The 15,571-nt window shown below is 51.4% G+C and carries 14 protein-coding genes; 2 read left to right on the forward strand and 12 right to left on the reverse strand.

Annotated features, from left to right (window positions below; all coding sequences use genetic code 11):
* Window positions 1-2: 2 nt before the first annotated feature.
* The gene (locus ACQ76X_RS06675) at window positions 3-1,394 is read right to left on the reverse strand and encodes a stage II sporulation protein P (protein ID WP_438492433.1); all 1,392 of its coding nucleotides are present in this window, start codon (window positions 1,392-1,394) and stop codon (window positions 3-5) included.
* Between the two features lie 190 nt (window positions 1,395-1,584).
* Entirely contained in the window at window positions 1,585-2,595 is a 1,011-nt protein-coding gene (gpr, locus tag ACQ76X_RS06680; protein WP_038595493.1) for a GPR endopeptidase, read from the reverse strand.
* Between the two features lie 272 nt (window positions 2,596-2,867).
* On the opposite strand from gpr, the gene rpsT reads away from it, so the two are divergent.
* Complete coding sequence (rpsT, locus tag ACQ76X_RS06685; protein WP_038595494.1) at window positions 2,868-3,140, forward strand: 30S ribosomal protein S20; 273 nt, start codon at window positions 2,868-2,870, stop codon at window positions 3,138-3,140.
* 181 nt (window positions 3,141-3,321) lie between these two features.
* On the opposite strand, the gene holA is transcribed toward rpsT, so the two are convergent.
* From holA to ACQ76X_RS06710, 5 genes are all read right to left on the reverse strand, one after another.
* Window positions 3,322-4,341, reverse strand: a complete 1,020-nt coding sequence (gene holA / locus ACQ76X_RS06690) for a DNA polymerase III subunit delta (RefSeq protein ID WP_076109125.1) — start codon at window positions 4,339-4,341, stop codon at window positions 3,322-3,324.
* Between the two features lie 327 nt (window positions 4,342-4,668).
* A complete protein-coding gene (locus ACQ76X_RS06695) occupies window positions 4,669-5,889 on the reverse strand; it encodes an anti-sigma factor family protein (protein ID WP_438492436.1) in 1,221 nt (406 codons plus the stop codon).
* Window positions 5,886-6,437, reverse strand: coding sequence for an RNA polymerase sigma factor (locus ACQ76X_RS06700; protein ID WP_038595503.1), 552 nt, complete (start codon window positions 6,435-6,437; stop codon window positions 5,886-5,888). The genes ACQ76X_RS06695 and ACQ76X_RS06700 overlap by 4 nt, the downstream gene beginning before the upstream one ends.
* Before the next feature lie 289 nt (window positions 6,438-6,726).
* On the reverse strand, window positions 6,727-6,960 hold the full coding sequence (locus ACQ76X_RS06705; protein ID WP_438492437.1) for a hypothetical protein: 234 nt from the start codon (window positions 6,958-6,960) through the stop codon (window positions 6,727-6,729).
* A gap of 167 nt (window positions 6,961-7,127) precedes the next feature.
* On the reverse strand, window positions 7,128-7,769 hold the full coding sequence (locus tag ACQ76X_RS06710; RefSeq protein ID WP_438492439.1) for a bifunctional 2-keto-4-hydroxyglutarate aldolase/2-keto-3-deoxy-6-phosphogluconate aldolase: 642 nt from the start codon (window positions 7,767-7,769) through the stop codon (window positions 7,128-7,130).
* Between the two features lie 343 nt (window positions 7,770-8,112).
* On the opposite strand from ACQ76X_RS06710, the gene ACQ76X_RS06715 reads away from it, so the two are divergent.
* Complete coding sequence (locus ACQ76X_RS06715) at window positions 8,113-9,066, forward strand: sugar kinase (protein ID WP_438492441.1); 954 nt, start codon at window positions 8,113-8,115, stop codon at window positions 9,064-9,066.
* Between the two features lie 132 nt (window positions 9,067-9,198).
* Here the strand turns inward: ACQ76X_RS06715 and ACQ76X_RS06720 are convergent, their stop codons facing one another.
* From ACQ76X_RS06720 to ACQ76X_RS06740, 5 genes are all read right to left on the reverse strand, one after another.
* Window positions 9,199-10,218 (reverse strand): LacI family DNA-binding transcriptional regulator, encoded by a 1,020-nt coding sequence (locus ACQ76X_RS06720; RefSeq protein WP_438492443.1) that lies wholly within the window; start codon window positions 10,216-10,218, stop codon window positions 9,199-9,201.
* A 208-nt stretch (window positions 10,219-10,426) separates the two neighbouring features.
* The gene (locus ACQ76X_RS06725; protein ID WP_438492445.1) at window positions 10,427-11,563 is read right to left on the reverse strand and encodes a hypothetical protein; all 1,137 of its coding nucleotides are present in this window, start codon (window positions 11,561-11,563) and stop codon (window positions 10,427-10,429) included.
* The gene (locus ACQ76X_RS06730; protein ID WP_438492447.1) at window positions 11,560-12,096 is read right to left on the reverse strand and encodes an RNA polymerase sigma factor; all 537 of its coding nucleotides are present in this window, start codon (window positions 12,094-12,096) and stop codon (window positions 11,560-11,562) included. The genes ACQ76X_RS06725 and ACQ76X_RS06730 overlap by 4 nt, the downstream gene beginning before the upstream one ends.
* Before the next feature lie 128 nt (window positions 12,097-12,224).
* Window positions 12,225-14,894: a ComEC/Rec2 family competence protein gene (locus ACQ76X_RS06735; RefSeq protein WP_438492449.1), complete on the reverse strand. Its 2,670-nt coding sequence runs from the start codon at window positions 14,892-14,894 to the stop codon at window positions 12,225-12,227.
* 112 nt (window positions 14,895-15,006) lie between these two features.
* Window positions 15,007-15,525, reverse strand: coding sequence for a deoxycytidylate deaminase (locus tag ACQ76X_RS06740; protein ID WP_038595511.1), 519 nt, complete (start codon window positions 15,523-15,525; stop codon window positions 15,007-15,009).
* Window positions 15,526-15,571: the final 46 nt, after the last annotated feature.

Here is a 15,571-nt window from a genome sequence, read left to right on the forward strand (position 1 = left end):
AATTAAGAAACGCCGCCTGTGCTTTTTGCTCCCTGGACGCCCTCAGCTCCGCTTTCCTGCGTCTGCGTATCGGCGCTTTTGCCCGGGGCGGCAGCTTTTTCGGCGTCATGGCTGCTCCAGTACACATCGGCGATGGCATCAGCTAGAACGTCTGCTGTACGCTTCAGCTCCTCGGCAGTATTGTCAATTCCACCCACCTCAATCAACACGCTATTTGGTGAAAGACTCTGATTATACTCTCCGTTATTTCCGTTCCCGGACGACTTCCCCCAGATGCCCCGTGAGAGACCCGGATAGCTTTTCTCCAGCAGCTGATGAATCTCGTTGGCGAATGCCTCATTTTTCTTCCAGTCCTTATTCGCATGGCCAAGAATGAAATAGACCTGGGCGTAGCTTTTGCCTCCGATCTCTGCAGTCGTTTTGCCATGGCGCTGTGAATCCCGGTGTATATCAATCAGCTCAGTCATTTCCTGATTCCCGGCAAGCGCTGATTTAATGGTCATCCGTGAATATTTATAGGAAAAATTCCAGCTGTAATCCGGTACCTTCGTCGCGTAATCCTCCTGTGCATGCACCGTTCCAATTCCCCGCTTTTCCAGCCGCTTTGTTATATATGATCCTACCAGCATTACATTTTTGGAAGGCACGCCGGAGCTTGGATTGTCGCTTTGCACCCCTAGCAGAGGATTGTATGCCTCGCGGGGATGGGAGTGGTAGACCAGAATGCGTTTAATTGATGTATCCTGCACATTTCCTCCGTTATCACCCGGGCTGCCGTTGCCCCCGTCTCCTCCGGTCTCGGAAGGGTCAGGCGTCACCGTAGCCTCAGGTTGCGGAGAAGCCTCTGTGCCCGGGTTGTCTGTGTCTTCCGCCGGAGTTGGACCGTGTTCATCTACCACACCCTCTGCGCCAGTCCCTGTTCCGCCGTCCGAGGCCAGCTCATCACTGCCCGGATGATAATCAGCCGGTGCTCCCGTAGCGCCGCCTGAGCCTTTACGGAGCAGGAAAGGATCATCCGCTGCCAGCCCCGGCACCTCACGCGAGAGCAGACTCTTCGGATCACCGGGATCGACGCTTGTCAGCAGACGGAACACGAAGGAGGTGACCTTTGGGCCCGAAAATGCCGAAGGCCCGTCCCCTTTAGGCAAATGCGGAACCTCCATGCCCAGAAGCTCCATAAAGAATCCGCTGGAAAGCGAAGCAGCCAATCCTTTCATAGAAGGAATGGGTGAAGAGTTCAGCTTCTGTCCGGCTAATCCACCGGCTCCAAGCAGCATGAAAAATACAAGTGAACCTCCGGCCAGCAGCAGCATTGTTCTCCCCAGCGACAGAACATCCAGCAGCTTTCCCCGCAGCCGGCCGATATTCCACAGCTGAAACCATTTTCTATTCATTTTTGTTATGTCCTCCTCCAGCCCTCTGTAATCTCTTATATTTCAAATCTATGAGCCAGGGAGGAATACTAGAACCGAAAAAGAGATAAGTAGAAACAGCAGCGGTGGAATCTGCCAGCCGGTAACAGGAAAAAACCCGCACAGGCTTTGCCATTCGGCAGCCGGTACGGGCTCTATATTCAAGTGGAAATTAATGCGTATAGGCTCCGACATTGCCTGGATCCACGGCTTCATGCAATGCAGCATTCAGCCCGCTGGCAACGATATTGGCAATTTCCTCAATAAACTCATCGATTTCCTTAGGGGTAACTATCAGATCATGTCCCAGCGGCTCAAGCACTTCCTTGACCAGCGCAAGCCGCTCCTGCTCGGAGATATCATCCAGCATACCCATGATTTCTTTCGTATGGGCTGCCCCGTCTCCAACCTGCGCAAAGTGATTCTTCATCATCTCCAGCACATTATTGACGATGGTTGACGCATAACAAACCGTAGGAACGCCGATAGCAATGCAGGGAATCCCCAGAATCTCCTGGGTCAGTCCACGCCGTTTATTGCCGATTCCCGAACCCGGATGAATCCCGATATCGGCAATTTGAATCGTCGTATTGATCCGCTCAAGCGAACGGGAGGCCAGGGCATCAATCGCAATAATGACATCCGGCTTCGTGCGGTCCACGATCCCTTGCACAACCTCGCTCGATTCAATGCCGGTCAGTCCGAGCACACCCGGGGCAATCGCACTCACATTGCGGTAGCCGGGAGAGACCTGATCCGGAACCAGTTCATAGAACTGCCGGGTAACCAGTGCGTTCTCCACCACCAGCGGGCCGAGCGAGTCCGGAGTTACATTCCAGTTGCCCAGTCCCACTATCAGCACGGAGGATTCTTTGTTGATTCCGATCCGGTTCAGGAACTGTTCAAATTCGCGGGCAAACACGGTGGATACCTTCTGCTGCAGACCGGTATCTCCGCCGCGAAGTGCCGGAACTTCCAGCGTCACATAATTTCCGATCGCACGCCCTATGGCCTGTGATCCTGCGTTATTGGCAACTCCAAGCCGGGTTACCTTGATTCCGCCCTCTTCTTCCACCTCTTCATTCACACCGGGAATCGGCGTTTTTTGCGGTCCCTGGGCCATTTCCTTTGCCTCTACCGCCAAATCCGTACGTACCGAATACAGCTGAAGATCCAGTTCCATTGATAGTTCAGCCTCCTTATAATTTAATGAGCATTAGCTTTTGCTTTTTGTCGATAGTGTGCGAGAGATAGCTGTGGTTTATTCAGATCATCAAGGTTTAATTCAAATTCAAAATAGGTATAACATTTCACATTACGGTACTGAGAGGATCAGCTACATTGGAATGCGATTTTCAAAAGCTTTTAGTGTTGCTTTTTGCTAACGGTCATGCTAAACTATTTTAAGTTGTGAATCATATGATGATTTCGAATGTCTTCCAGGAGGTGAATGCAATGCCAAATATCAAATCCGCGGTTAAACGCGTCAAGACGACCGAAAAACGCCGTGCACTGAACGCTTCCCAGAAGTCCGCGCTTCGTACAGCTGTGAAAACTGCTGATGTAGCACTGACAGGAACGGAAGTTGAAACTGCTCAAGCTGCTTTCCAAGCTGCTTCCAAAAAGCTGGACAAGGCCGTAAGTAAAGGTCTGGTTCATAAAAATGCGGCTGCCCGCAAAAAATCCCGCTTGGCGAAGAAATTGAACGCTCTTAAGGCAGAAGCCTAAGCCAAGGGCGACATTCATAATGAGCATTCTAAAAACCTGACCGCTATGCTGCATACGGTTAGGTTTTTTTGTGCCCATTTACCCTTTTATAATAGTAGGAACTGCAAAAGCCTGCCCGGTGATATTACTCAACACGGGGCAGGCTTTTTACTGTAGATGCATTGAATGGTCTTGTTCCGGTTCAAGCGCCCAGCTGCAGCATAAACATCTCCAGCCCAAGCACCTTGTCTATGGCTCCTGTCTTCATCTTGTAATCCAAATCGGCCAGGGTGCTCAGAATACTCCGCAGGCGCTGGCTTTCAAATTTACGGGCCTGCTCACCAGCAAGCTTGACGGCATATGGATGCAGTCCAATTTGCGAAGCAATCTGCCCCTGTGAGTAGCTGAGCGCGGACAAATCCTTAACCTGCAGAATGATCCGGAACTGCCGGGCGATCAGCGCGGCAATCTTGATCGGTTCCTCGCGCTGCTTCAGCAGCTCGTAAAGTGTATTAAGCGCCTTGTCGAGGCGTAAGTTCGCTATATCCTCCACCAGAGTGAACACATTCTGCTCAGTGCCGCGGTGCACCAAGCTCTCCACCGCTGCGGCATCCACGGTTCCGCCCTTGCCTGCGAACAAGCACAGCTTGTCCATCTCTGCAGACAAACCCTGGAGCCCTGTCCCGGCACTGGCTACCAGCGCCTCGGCTGTTCCAGACGCCGCGCTGCAGCCGCGCTCACGGAAGCCCTTCTCCACCCAGCGCAGCAGCTCTTCCGCACCCAGCGGATTGAAGGCCAGCACCGTGCCTGCGGCTTTGGCCGCTTTGACGATTTTTTTGCGTTCATCCAGCTTGTCATTATTGACCATAAATACGATTACACTGAATTCAGCCGGCTGTTGCATATAATCGCTAAGCATTTCTACACGATGCTCGATCTTTGCATTCTCTTTCCCCGCCGTGAACAGGGAAGCATCTCTCACCAGCAGCAGCTTCCGCTCCACCATAAACGGCACAGTCTCCGCTTCTTCTATAACCGCCTGCACAGGCGTCTCCGAGAGATCGAAGGGGATCACCGCAAAGTCACGATCCTCTTTGGCAATCAGATGCTCCTCCAGAAAGGCCGCAAATTCATTCATCCGGAACTTCTCACTGCCATACAAAACATACAGCGGTGAAATATTCCCCTGCTTGATGTCCTTGGCCGCCGTTTTGGCATCCATCCCGCCACTTCCTTTTCCATTGCATTCCTCAACGCTTAGTATGAATCCAATCCATTTTTATATTTTAACAAAAAAGCAGCTATAAACATAGGCGTCTTTCCCTCTATCCGTCCAAGCTTCCTGCAGCATGACATGCAAAAACGGAGCAACTTCGGCAGCGTTGACCAAAGTTGCTCCGTTTCAGCGGCGCATCTATATAAACGACGGAAGGAAAAGCTCTAGAAACTCCCCTTCCGACGGTCATACCGATGAAACTCGCAAATCCTGAAATTCCTGTCCTCTTACCATAGCATATTCCACTAGCTCTCAAAAAGTTCCACTCTGCAATTATTTATTGGACGTTGCCGCGTCCGGAGTAACAGCAGGTGAAGCTACCGGCGTAGGCTCCGGTGATGCTGCCGGTGAGGCAGAGGCACCGATTTCAGGAACTGTATATACATTGGCTACTTCAGCGCCGTTCTGCTCGGTCACATAGGAGAACTGCAGTCCGTCAGCCGACCAGTTACCGGAAACCCACGCTCCTTCCAGTGGAAGTGAGGTCAGGACCGTCCGTTCCTGCTCTGGGCCGTTTGAAGGAAGCTTATAAATTACCAGCTGCTGTTCGGCCAGTTCAGCTGTGTAGAGACCATCGGGTGAGGTCCACGAAGCTTGGGCTTTGAGAGCAGAAAAGCCCATATTTCTATCTTCCCCCGCCCCGGGCTCATGGGAGGCATCCAGAGACTCCAGGCTGTCGGCTGCTGCCGGATCCCCGCCTTCGTCCAATTCCATGTTATTGCTGCTTTTGGAGTCCCTATCCGCGGCCCCGGGTGCCGGAGTTGCTGTTCCGGTAGTGCCTTTCCTGCTTGAAGTCCGCTTATCTGATCCAGACTTTTTGGTCATGGCAGGAGCTTTATCCGTTGCTTCTGCGGTTGGAGCAGCAGCAGTCTCTGCCGGTGCGGCACTGCCGCCGGTATTCTGGCCCCCGCCAGCGGAAGTAGTATCCACTTTCTCGGAGTTCTTCACCTCTTGCTTGTTCTCACCCGGTGCAGCATCCTCCTCAGCGGAATCCATAGCTGCCGAGGACATTATGCTCAGGGCATCATTGCCGGCGTTGTTCTCAGCTGTCTGTTGCAGCGATTGCTCCACATCCGCCGTCGGCATGCTGCCCGGCATATTAAACATAGCAATGAGCAGGATAACCGCTGCCGCAGCAGCTCCTATGCCTGTCCGCGCTGCCAGGGAAGCTCCCTTGGAAGCTTTGCCATGGGTGCTCTTGCGGGAAAAAGGCACGACCTTTGGATCTTCTTCAGGGCTTACCGCGTCTGCGCTTTTCCCCTGGACATTTAGGTCCAGTTGATCAAGCTGAGGCAGGATTGAGTCAACCAGACTGAATGGGGGTTTCACGTCCGGCAGCTGCTCCAGTTGCTGGGAGAGCATCTTCAGCCGGTCAAAGACTTCCGCGCAGGAAGAACAATCATCAATATGACGGAACATTTCAATCATCTCGTCCTGACTGAGATCATGATCCAAATAGCGGTGCATCCATTCCATCACCTCCGCGCATTTCATCCTGATACACCACCTTTCTGGTACTCCTGAAGTCTATTCTGCAGCTGCTGCCTTGCCCGGAACAGGTAAGATTTCACTGTATTCAAAGGCAAATCCAAACAGTCTGCTATCTCGTTGTAAGAAAAATCCTGCAAATATCGCAGTACAATTACGGTGCGGTGATGCTCAGGGAGCTGGTCAATCGCTTCACGGATATCCTCCTGCAAATAGGCGGACATCACTTCGCGCTCCACATTATGTTTATTGTCCTGAAACACCATTTCGTGTTCATCAATTGAAACTGTAGGTTTTGTTCTCCTGAATTTGTCGATGCAAATGTTGGTAACGATCCGCTGAACCCATGTTTTGAACTGTGCCTTCTCTTCATATGAACCAATTTTGGTATACACTCTGATGAGTGCCTCCTGTGATGCATCCAGAGCGTCCTGTTCATTATGCAGAATATAGAAGGCTGTTTTATATACATGTCCCTCAATTTCTCGCAATAGGGTGATTAGAGCGTCGCGATCGCCCGCTTGAGCGGCTCTGATGAGTCCCTGCTCCACCACGAAGGTTCCCCCTCTCTATGCAATCTTACTGACGCGCAAGACTGCGGATTTGTTGCAAGCCTGTAATCATTATTTTTAGGATACCAAACTTTGTTTATTACGTCTTTCCGGACGCAAGCGTTTCAGCCCTTAGCTTCCACCGGAACGGTCTATAATCCTTACTAAGCATACAGGGGAAGCACTGAATCTTCAAATACTCTTTTATAGAAGTTCGTTACAAAATTGAAACAAAATAGCCCCACGGAGTGGGGCTGACGGCTAAAGCTATGTATTTGGCAATCATTACATCCTATTTATACAAGACAGTTTGGCACAGCATTAAAATGGAATAGTTGTCTTTCTGCTCATCATCCACAATATAGATTTCACCGCCCACAAAAAGCTGCGGGTTGTTGTAGTTTCGCTCCAGCCTGTAAATCTGGCCCACCGTCACCTTGCAGCCATGCTTGCTACATTTAATACAGACATACTGCGCGTCATCCTCAGTAGCTGGGCTTAGCAGCTTATTGTTATAGGCAGACATCCAACTCACTCCCGGCAAACTAAATTATAACGCCGCTCTCTACTCTACAGTTTATTGTTTTTGTCCCTGTTCTATACAATGAAGCTTTGAAAAGAACGACAAAAGCCGTCCGGCCGGCAAGTACCCGGTCGAACGGCTTCTGTTTTGTACCATTTGGGTTTCAAGGTTTATACGCCCTTGATCTCCTTGAACTTGGCTACATACTGGGCAGCCAGCTCGGTGATTTGATCATAGCGGCCATGCTTGGCGGGGGCGGTAAGATTGCCGCCAATGCCTACAGCGATGCAGCCGTTTGCAATCCATTTCTCCATATTGTTCAGATCCACGCCGCCTGTCGGCATGATGTTGACATGCGGCATCGGACCTTTGACCGCTTTTATATAATCCGGTCCAAAAGCGCTGCCCGGGAACAGCTTCAGAACATCCACACCCAGCTTGAGCGCTTCCTTCATTTCATTCAGCGTCAAGCAACCCGGCATGTAGGGAATCCCATATAGATTACACATCTTCGCCGTCTCTTCTTCGAAGGAAGGGCTGACCACAAATTCCGAGCCTGCGAGAATAGCGATTCTTGCGGTAAGCGGGTCGAGCACCGTGCCTGCACCAATCACAGCACGGCCTCCAAAATCGGCTACCAGCCGTTTAATCGCCACATCGGCATCCGGTGTAGTAAAGGTTACTTCAATGTTGTTCAATCCGCCCTCAATACAGGCAACAGACATCCGGTAAGCATCATCGGCATTGTCCGCGCGGATAACGGCAACTACGCCAACGGATGTGATGTTTTGTAATACTTTTATTTTCTTCATCGGTTAACTCCCTTTCTTCATTCGAATATAGGATGTAAGAAATACTTCTTTAGATAAATTAATTTATCTAATTTACTAACATCAGCTCAAAACCTTATATGAAAATAGTAATAACAATGCTGTCTACAGTCAATATATATTTATGTGAATAACGAATTAATTCTTTGCCTCAGTCACAAAATGCTTATAAATAAAGGATTTATGTAATATATAATATTAAATTATCTATACAGGCTACGATGAAAGCGTAATAACTTATTGTACAAAACCGATTTATATGATAATTTCAAATTACAAATCATTTATACAGGGCTTAGATCATTACCCTGAGGAGGAATTATCCATGAGTAAACCATTGAACGCAGTCACATTCGGGGAACCGATGGCGATGTTTTATGCTAATGAGGCCGGACCGCTGCATGAGGCCACTTCATTCTCCAAGGCGCTCGCCGGGGCAGAGAGCAATGTGGCGACCGGGTTGTCGCGCCTGGAACACAAGACCGGCTATGTCACCAAGCTTGGTGAAGACAACTTCGGCCAGTTCATTGCCTTGGCGCTGGAGAAAGAGGGGATTGATACGAAGAGTATTACGTACACCAAGGAATTCCCGACCGGCATGCTAATCAAATCCAAGGTACTGGCCGGTGATCCGAAGGTGGAGTATTTCCGCAAAAATTCCGCAGCCTCCAAGCTTAGTCTGGCCGACTTCAATGAAGAATATTTCGCTTCCGCCGGTCACCTTCATGTCACCAGCATCTCTTCTGCACTTTCAAAGACCTGTCATGAGTTCTCCCTGCATGCCATGGAATTTATGAAAAAGAGCGGAAAAACCGTCTCTCTTGACCCCAACCTGCGCCCCACGTTATGGCCGGACAAGGAGACTATGGTTAGTACGATCAACGACTTGGCGACACGTTGTGACTGGTTCCTGCCAGGACTTGGGGAAGGCAAGATTCTGACCGGACTGGACACACCGGAGGATATTGCCGGCTACTACCTGGACCGGGGCGTATCCCTGGTCGTGATCAAGCTGGGACCTGAAGGCGCATATTACAAAACCTCCGGTGGAGAAGAAGGTTATGTCGATGGCTTTAAGGTAGAAAAGGTTGTTGATACCGTAGGTGCAGGTGACGGCTTCGCCGTCGGCGTAATCAGCGCGCTGCTGGAGCAGCTGCCGATAGGGGAAGCAGTGAAGCGAGGCAATGCCATCGGCGCTTTGGCTGTAATGTCGCCAGGTGATATGGACGGACTGCCTACACGGGACGGGCTGGAAAAGTTTATGAACGCCAGCGTGTAATTAGGCAAATACCCACTGACTGTAAAAATAACTGAATGAAAAGCCCTACACAGTTTTAAAGGGACTGTGTAGGGCTTTTCATTGTGAGGCTGCACAGATCAGATTGTGATTAACAATGCTTTATAAACCGTTTTATTTAGCCGGGGCCTGTACGGACTGCCCCTGCTGGAGTGCGGGAGGAAACCGGTAGGTGATCGGAACGGAAGTATCCTCGTTCTCAATTAAAGACAGCATGATTTTGGCTGCCTGCATCCCCATCTCATAGGCCGGCTGCCGGATGGTCGTGATATCCGGGTTATAAATCCGGGCAAACTCGGCATCGTCAATGCCGATGACGGACAACCGGCCGGGAATGGCAATGGAGTGGCGGTTAGCGTACTTGAGAATTTCCCCAAGCACAAGGTCATTGGCTGCAAGCAGCGCTGTCGGCGGCTGCGGCAGAGCGAGCAGCGCATCCAGTGCCGAAGCGATTTCTTCCCTTGGGACGCTGCGCATATACTGTTCGTTCAGCGCCAGCCCGGCATCCTCCATCGCCTTCCTGAAGCCGCTCATCCGTTCCCTGCGCGGCGTAATGGCATGCTCTCCGAGCGGCAGCGAGAGCAGGGCTATCGCCTCATGGCCATGCCGAACCAGCTCCTTGACTGCGGTCTTCACCGCCATTTCGTTATCCAGCAGCAGGCTTTGCGTAGTGACTCCTTCCACCAGCCGGTCCATAAATACGAGCGGGTAATGGGCTTCAATAAGCCGGGTATAGGCGGAAGGATTGTCTCCTGTCGGGAAGATGATGAGGCCGTCCACCTGGCGGGCCACCAGTGTCTCCACGTAAGTATTTTCCTTATCGGCATTCTCGTCGGCATTACAGATAATGACTTGTATCCCGTGGCGCTGCAGCTCATTCTCAATTGCCCTGATGCATTGTATCGACAGCGAATAATCTATATTTGCCACAATGACACCGACCATAAACGTGCGATTCTGCTTCAGGCTGCGGGCCAGGCCGTTCGGCTGATAATTCAGCTCTTCAATGACGGCAGCAATCCGGTTTTTGGTCGCCTCGCTCATATATTTAAACCGTTTATTCAAAAATTGCGAGACCGTGCTTTTCGACACTCCCGCCTTTTGGGCAACATCCTCAATTGTCAGCTTCTTCATCTTTTCCGCTCCACTCTTCCTTATAGAAAAAATACTTGTTATTCACGAACAGTCAGAGAGCAGCAGCAAAAAAAGCCGTACTTTCTGATATTATCAAAAAGTATAGCTTTTTTTTAGTAAATTATCTAGTAATCGATCAGAGCAGAAAGATGAAGAAGGTAAATTTTCATTTCATGGGATCCATGTTTATCCCATATTCTTGTTCCCGTCAATCAAATAACCAATGCTCTCCAAACACCAAGGTGACTTCCGTTGACCGTTTCTCGCCCTGCACTTCATAATGAGTGGTCAATATCCATCTCTTCTTTAACGTATTGATGTTGCTATCCATAAACGATGTGTTTATTTTGGTATCTGTAACTTGTTCATCCATGCTGATGGTGCCTTCCAGAATCTGCACCTTGCCTGTCTCGATATCATAAAGCTTATTGTGGGCAGTATAACCTCCCTTTCCGTCTTCAACATAATACACTTGCAGCAGCTCTTCCTCCTGCGGATTGACAGCGATAAAAGATTTGTACTCAGCAGGTTCTTTTTTCAAGGTCATTAGATCCCAAGGCACTGGAGTTCCCCCGTCAGCGGTCTCTTTGACATTAATCACAGACAACTTAGCCTCGGAACGCAGCCTCGGCTCACCTACTGTGTATGTGCTGTTCATCATCAGGATATAGTCTCCGGCTCCATAGATTCCGGCCAATTCATAATACGACTGCGCACCACCGGCGTAGAGCGGGAAAGTGTATATTCTTTGGGCTGTCTCAGCCGACAACTCCGCGTGGCCTTTGGGTGTCAAATAGAGGCTGTACGGCTCCGTGTTGTGCTTGTACTTCGGCTTCATGTAGTTCACCATTGGCGGTGGCGGTGACCAAATGATTCCCTGCGATGTTTCGGCTGCATAAGCCAGTGTTTTGTTCCGGTCCAGCGGCAGGGGCATGTAATACTTCTGACCACCAATTTCAAACTCTGCAGAGCCTATAGGCGGATTCAATGCCTGTGTATCTGCTGAAGGAGAAGCTGAAACTACAGCTGATGGCGGCAATTCGGCAGTTGTGCTGCTGCTGAACAGAGAGGACACTTGATCCATGTATCTCCCCGCACCCGATTCGCTGAACGGCCAAACCAATACCCCGAGCAGCAGGATTGCAGCCAATCCCGCCATGGCAAAGCTTTTTCCGGAACGAAAAATCCGCTTGCCCGCAGGCTGATCGTCGGCGGCCTGCTGTATCCGGGCCATCAGCTCCGGTGTGAATCCGTCATCATGAAAGGGAATGCGCCCGGCCTTGGCGTACCAGTCCTGCGCCCCGAACATGACATTTCCCTCTTTATCTGAGTGCTGATTTTTCACAGTTCTTCCTCCTTTATCGCCGTTCTTACTTTCTCTCTGGCCCGGGCCAAGCGGGATTTGACCGTCCCCTCCGCTATACCAAGCATTCTGGACATTTCAGCAATCGACAGCCCCTGCTGGATATCAAGCACCAGCACCTCTCTGTGCTTATCGGGCAATTCCATAACAATCTCCCAAATCCGGCTGACATACTGGTTGCCCATCGCTTCCTTTTCCGCAGAACGCGCCTGGCCTGGAGTATGCTGCTCGCCCAGCGGAATGAACCTTCGCCAGAAGCTGTTCCTTCTCCAGCTGAATGCCGTATTTCGGGTGATGGTCAGCAGCCAGGTCTTCAGCGTCGAATGGCCACGATATTTGCCTATATTTCGATAGGCTTTCAAGAAGACCTCCTGACTGATATCATCCGCCTGCTCACGGCTGCCTGTCAGAAAAAAAGCATAGTGCCAGACATCGGAGCCATAACTCTCCATCATTTCCCGCAGCGTCATTGACGGTGCATACGCCACGGCATAGGGCAATTTCTCGCTGTGCATCTTTGTTATCACCTCTCGCCCAATAAGACTCTCCAGCGCGCAAATGGTTCCATCATTTTCCTCTAAAATTAATAATTTGCCGCCGTTTGCCTTTATCCCTTTATAAGCCCCCCTTAAAGTCAGGAAAATCATCGTTTCTCCTTCTCCAATGTTTGCTGTTCCTCTTGAGCTGCCCTAAGCTTATGGCGAACTGCAATCCCCTCCTGTTGCACCTTCAATTGAATTTCCCCATGCAAATCAGTCCGGTATACCGCAGTATTCGATTCCGCCAAACGTTGCAATACGTCGCCGTTCGGATGCCCGTACGAATTATTGACGCCTGCTGATATCACAGCAAAAGCCGGCCTCCAGAATTCCAGCCATTCGGCTCCGGTCGCGGTCTTGCTTCCGTGGTGGGCAACCTTCAGTACATCAATCTTTGCACCGCTATCTAGTCCACTCTGTTCTGCTGCCAGAATTACCGCCTGCTCCGACGCTTTATCCATATCTCCGGTAAACAAAAAATTGTGTCCGTTCATCTCCAGACGAAACACCACTGATTCATGGTTCTGGTCTTCCACTGCCGGAAGTACGGACTGCCCATCAGTTTGCTGCGGCTCCGGCCACAGAAAAAACAGCTTCGTCTGATCATCCGGAGCCAGCGTCAGCCCCTGCTGCACAGCGTACAGCCGGGCCTTCTTCGCAATAGCGGTCCTCATCAGCTTCCTGTAAGGCTCACGCTCAGCCAGCGTGCCATTGAACAGAACAGCCGACACGGGCATTCCCGCCAGCACTGCCTGCAGTCCCCCGGCATGATCCTGATCACCATGCGTCAAAATAACGGCGTCCAGGCGGTGGATACCGCGCTGCTTCAGCAACGGGAGCAATGTCTTCACTCCAACCTCAAAGGGATCACGGCGGATGCGCCATTCCTCCTTGTTCCCAAAGCTCAACGTCCCTCCTCCGTCGACAAGAATATGCGCCCCGCCGGGGGTTGTTATCAGGATGCTGTCACCTTGCCCGACATCCAGATAACTGATGGCTCCCGCTCCCTCAAGACTCACTGCATGGTAGCCCCTGTAGAGCAGCAGCAACAGCCCGGCAGCACATGTCAGAACCGCAGATCCGGCCAGTCCCATTCGACCCCGGGGCTGGAAGGATAGCGCTAGGGCATCGCTTTCCCGGCTTCTTCCTTTGCCCTTGCCGTTGCCTTCCGGGGCCAGTTCGGCCAGCGGCCTGGTTTCATCCTCCATATATTGCGGAATCTCCCGTGCATGTGCCCCTGCCCGCTGTTTCAAGGCGTACAGCAGCCCGTACAGCAGGAGGTAATAGCCGCAAATCCACAGCAGTGAAGGTGAGCGCCAGATCAGCACCCCGCCGGAGAATCCGTTAACCCATTCCACCGCTCCAAAAGTGGCATTATTCAGCAGTTCGGCAGCATCTGCGACCACACCTGCACCAGCTTCCCAGAACCAGCCCAGCAGGAGAGCCAATGTTCCCAGCGGCAGTACCAAAAAAGTGATGAAGGGCACCAGCACCAGATTTGCAGCAAAGGACAGCAGCGAAAACTGGTTAAAGTAATAAATCGTCAGGGGAAAGGAAACCAGCTGGGCGATCAGGGTTACCGATATGGAACTTCCCAGCCAGCTCGGCAGACGCCTCATCAAAGGATTGGCAAGCGGCACATAGACCATCAAACCTGCTGTCACCAGAAATGACAGCTGAAAGCTGACACTCAGCAGCAAATACGGGTTCCAGACCAGCATAATGAGTGCCGAAGCGGCTAGAATATTCAGTCCGTCCTTGAGCATCCCAAGCCGCGCGGCAAGGAGCGCGATCATGCCCATCAGTCCCGCCCGCACAATTGACGGCCCTGCCCCGGATAACAGCACATATACAGGAACCAGAAGTAGCGTGACAGTCAGCGCCGTTTCTCTTGTTACCCGGCAATGCCTGAGGATAAATAAAAGCACTGCGACATACACCGCCACATGCATGCCTGATATCGCCAGAATATGGGTCAATCCCAGCTGTGAGAACTGCCGGAAGGTCTCCGGGTCCAGATCGTCCTGGATTCCGATCACCAGCCCTTTCATATATCCCGAATGCCGGTCCTGGAACAAGCGGTCCATTTCATCTCCAAGCACAAGACGCGCCGCATCATTCCAGCGCAGCAGGGTTGAAACTCCCCAAGACTCTGGAGGTGTAGCCTCCACGCTTCCGGCCCCGCTTCCTTTCAGGAGCCAGTGAATTTTTTGGGTATGCAGATAAGCACGGTAATTGAAGCCTCCAAAATTACGCGCCTCCGCCGGCAGTACCAGTTCACCCGTCAGCACCACCCGGTCTCCTCTCGCCCAATTGGCGGCCACGGCAATCTCCGCTTCAGCTTGGAGCTTGATCTGAACAGCGACAAGCTCCCCCTCTATCTGTGCGGCAGTCTGTCCGGTTGTATTGCTCCGTATCTGTGACAGCTTCAGCGTAAAATCCACCCGGTCCCCGTCCCGTTCCACAGGAGACACAATCATGCCTTTGGCTTCCACATTACTCTCCTCCAGCTCTGCCGGTTGCGCTGCAAGCGCTTCTGGCAGCTGACTGACATTCCGGCCTTCATTCCACTCCCAATACAGGGCGGCGACAGCAAGCGATATTGCGAATACAGCAAGCTGCTTCCAGCCCAATCTCCCGCAGGCCGCATAGATCGCGAGCAGCAGCAGACAACCTGCCCACAGAATCAGCAGCTTGTAGCCCAAGAACAGGCAGGCTGCCGCACTTCCTGTGACCCAGCAGACTGTAAAACCTAACAACGGCCTTCCCTTCATTTCTTTCCCTCCTTCTGAACTAACCGGACAACAAAAAGAACCCCAATATACGCGTACATCCGCGCATACAGAGGTTCTTCCCCTTTACTCATTTAATTTCGCATGGATTCTGTTACTCCGAGACAGTGATCATCGTTTCTGCCGGTGGCTCATAATTCTCCAGCTGACGGAATATGATCCCTTTGGTAGTCAGCATATTTTCTACCTTCTCCATATCCTTGCGGTATGGGCGCAAATAGACAATCTCCACAATACCGCTGTTGGCCAGCATGTTGGCGCAGGTCCAGCAAGGCTCATCGGTGACGTAGACCGTACTTCCTTCCCGGTCGCTCCGGTCGGTGAACAGCAGCAGATTCTGCTCGGCATGAATCGTGCGGATGCAGCGCTGCTTCTTCACCATCGTTTCCACACCGTCTACAATCTCCCGCTCATATTGCTCGGAGACCATGCAGCCCGCCTCCGAGCAGTCAGGAACTCCCATGGGAGCTCCGTTATACGCGGTACCCAGCAGCTTCTTGCCCTGCACCAGCACAGCACCGACATGGCGGCGGTTGCAACGCGAACGCGTAGAAACCATGCAGGCAATATCCATAAAATATGTATCCCAGTTTTTGCGATAGGCCACACTCATCAGTAATCTCCGCTTTCTCTACAATAGTTGTTCACTATTGTAGCAT

Origin of the sequence: Paenibacillus sp. IHBB 3054, from assembly GCF_051594305.1 — a bacterium.
GTDB lineage: Bacteria > Bacillota > Bacilli > Paenibacillales > Paenibacillaceae > Paenibacillus_AQ.

Excerpts from the sequence above, each read along its gene's own strand:
- ACQ76X_RS06715 (WP_438492441.1), top strand. The coding sequence starts at position 8,113 with ATGAGTAAACCATTGAACGCAGTCACATTCGGGGAACCGATGGCGATG.
- ACQ76X_RS06735 (WP_438492449.1), bottom strand. The coding sequence starts at position 14,894 with ATGAAGGGAAGGCCGTTGTTAGGTTTTACAGTCTGCTGGGTCACAGGA.
- ACQ76X_RS06675 (WP_438492433.1), bottom strand. The coding sequence starts at position 1,394 with ATGAATAGAAAATGGTTTCAGCTGTGGAATATCGGCCGGCTGCGGGGA.
- ACQ76X_RS06740 (WP_038595511.1), bottom strand. The coding sequence starts at position 15,525 with ATGAGTGTGGCCTATCGCAAAAACTGGGATACATATTTTATGGATATT.
- ACQ76X_RS06710 (WP_438492439.1), bottom strand. The coding sequence starts at position 7,769 with ATGAAGAAAATAAAAGTATTACAAAACATCACATCCGTTGGCGTAGTT.
- gpr (WP_038595493.1), bottom strand. The coding sequence starts at position 2,595 with ATGGAACTGGATCTTCAGCTGTATTCGGTACGTACGGATTTGGCGGTA.
- ACQ76X_RS06705 (WP_438492437.1), bottom strand. The coding sequence starts at position 6,960 with ATGTCTGCCTATAACAATAAGCTGCTAAGCCCAGCTACTGAGGATGAC.
- ACQ76X_RS06695 (WP_438492436.1), bottom strand. The coding sequence starts at position 5,889 with ATGAAATGCGCGGAGGTGATGGAATGGATGCACCGCTATTTGGATCAT.
- rpsT (WP_038595494.1), top strand. The coding sequence starts at position 2,868 with ATGCCAAATATCAAATCCGCGGTTAAACGCGTCAAGACGACCGAAAAA.
- ACQ76X_RS06730 (WP_438492447.1), bottom strand. The coding sequence starts at position 12,096 with ATGCACAGCGAGAAATTGCCCTATGCCGTGGCGTATGCACCGTCAATG.
- ACQ76X_RS06720 (WP_438492443.1), bottom strand. The coding sequence starts at position 10,218 with ATGAAGAAGCTGACAATTGAGGATGTTGCCCAAAAGGCGGGAGTGTCG.
- holA (WP_076109125.1), bottom strand. The coding sequence starts at position 4,341 with ATGGATGCCAAAACGGCGGCCAAGGACATCAAGCAGGGGAATATTTCA.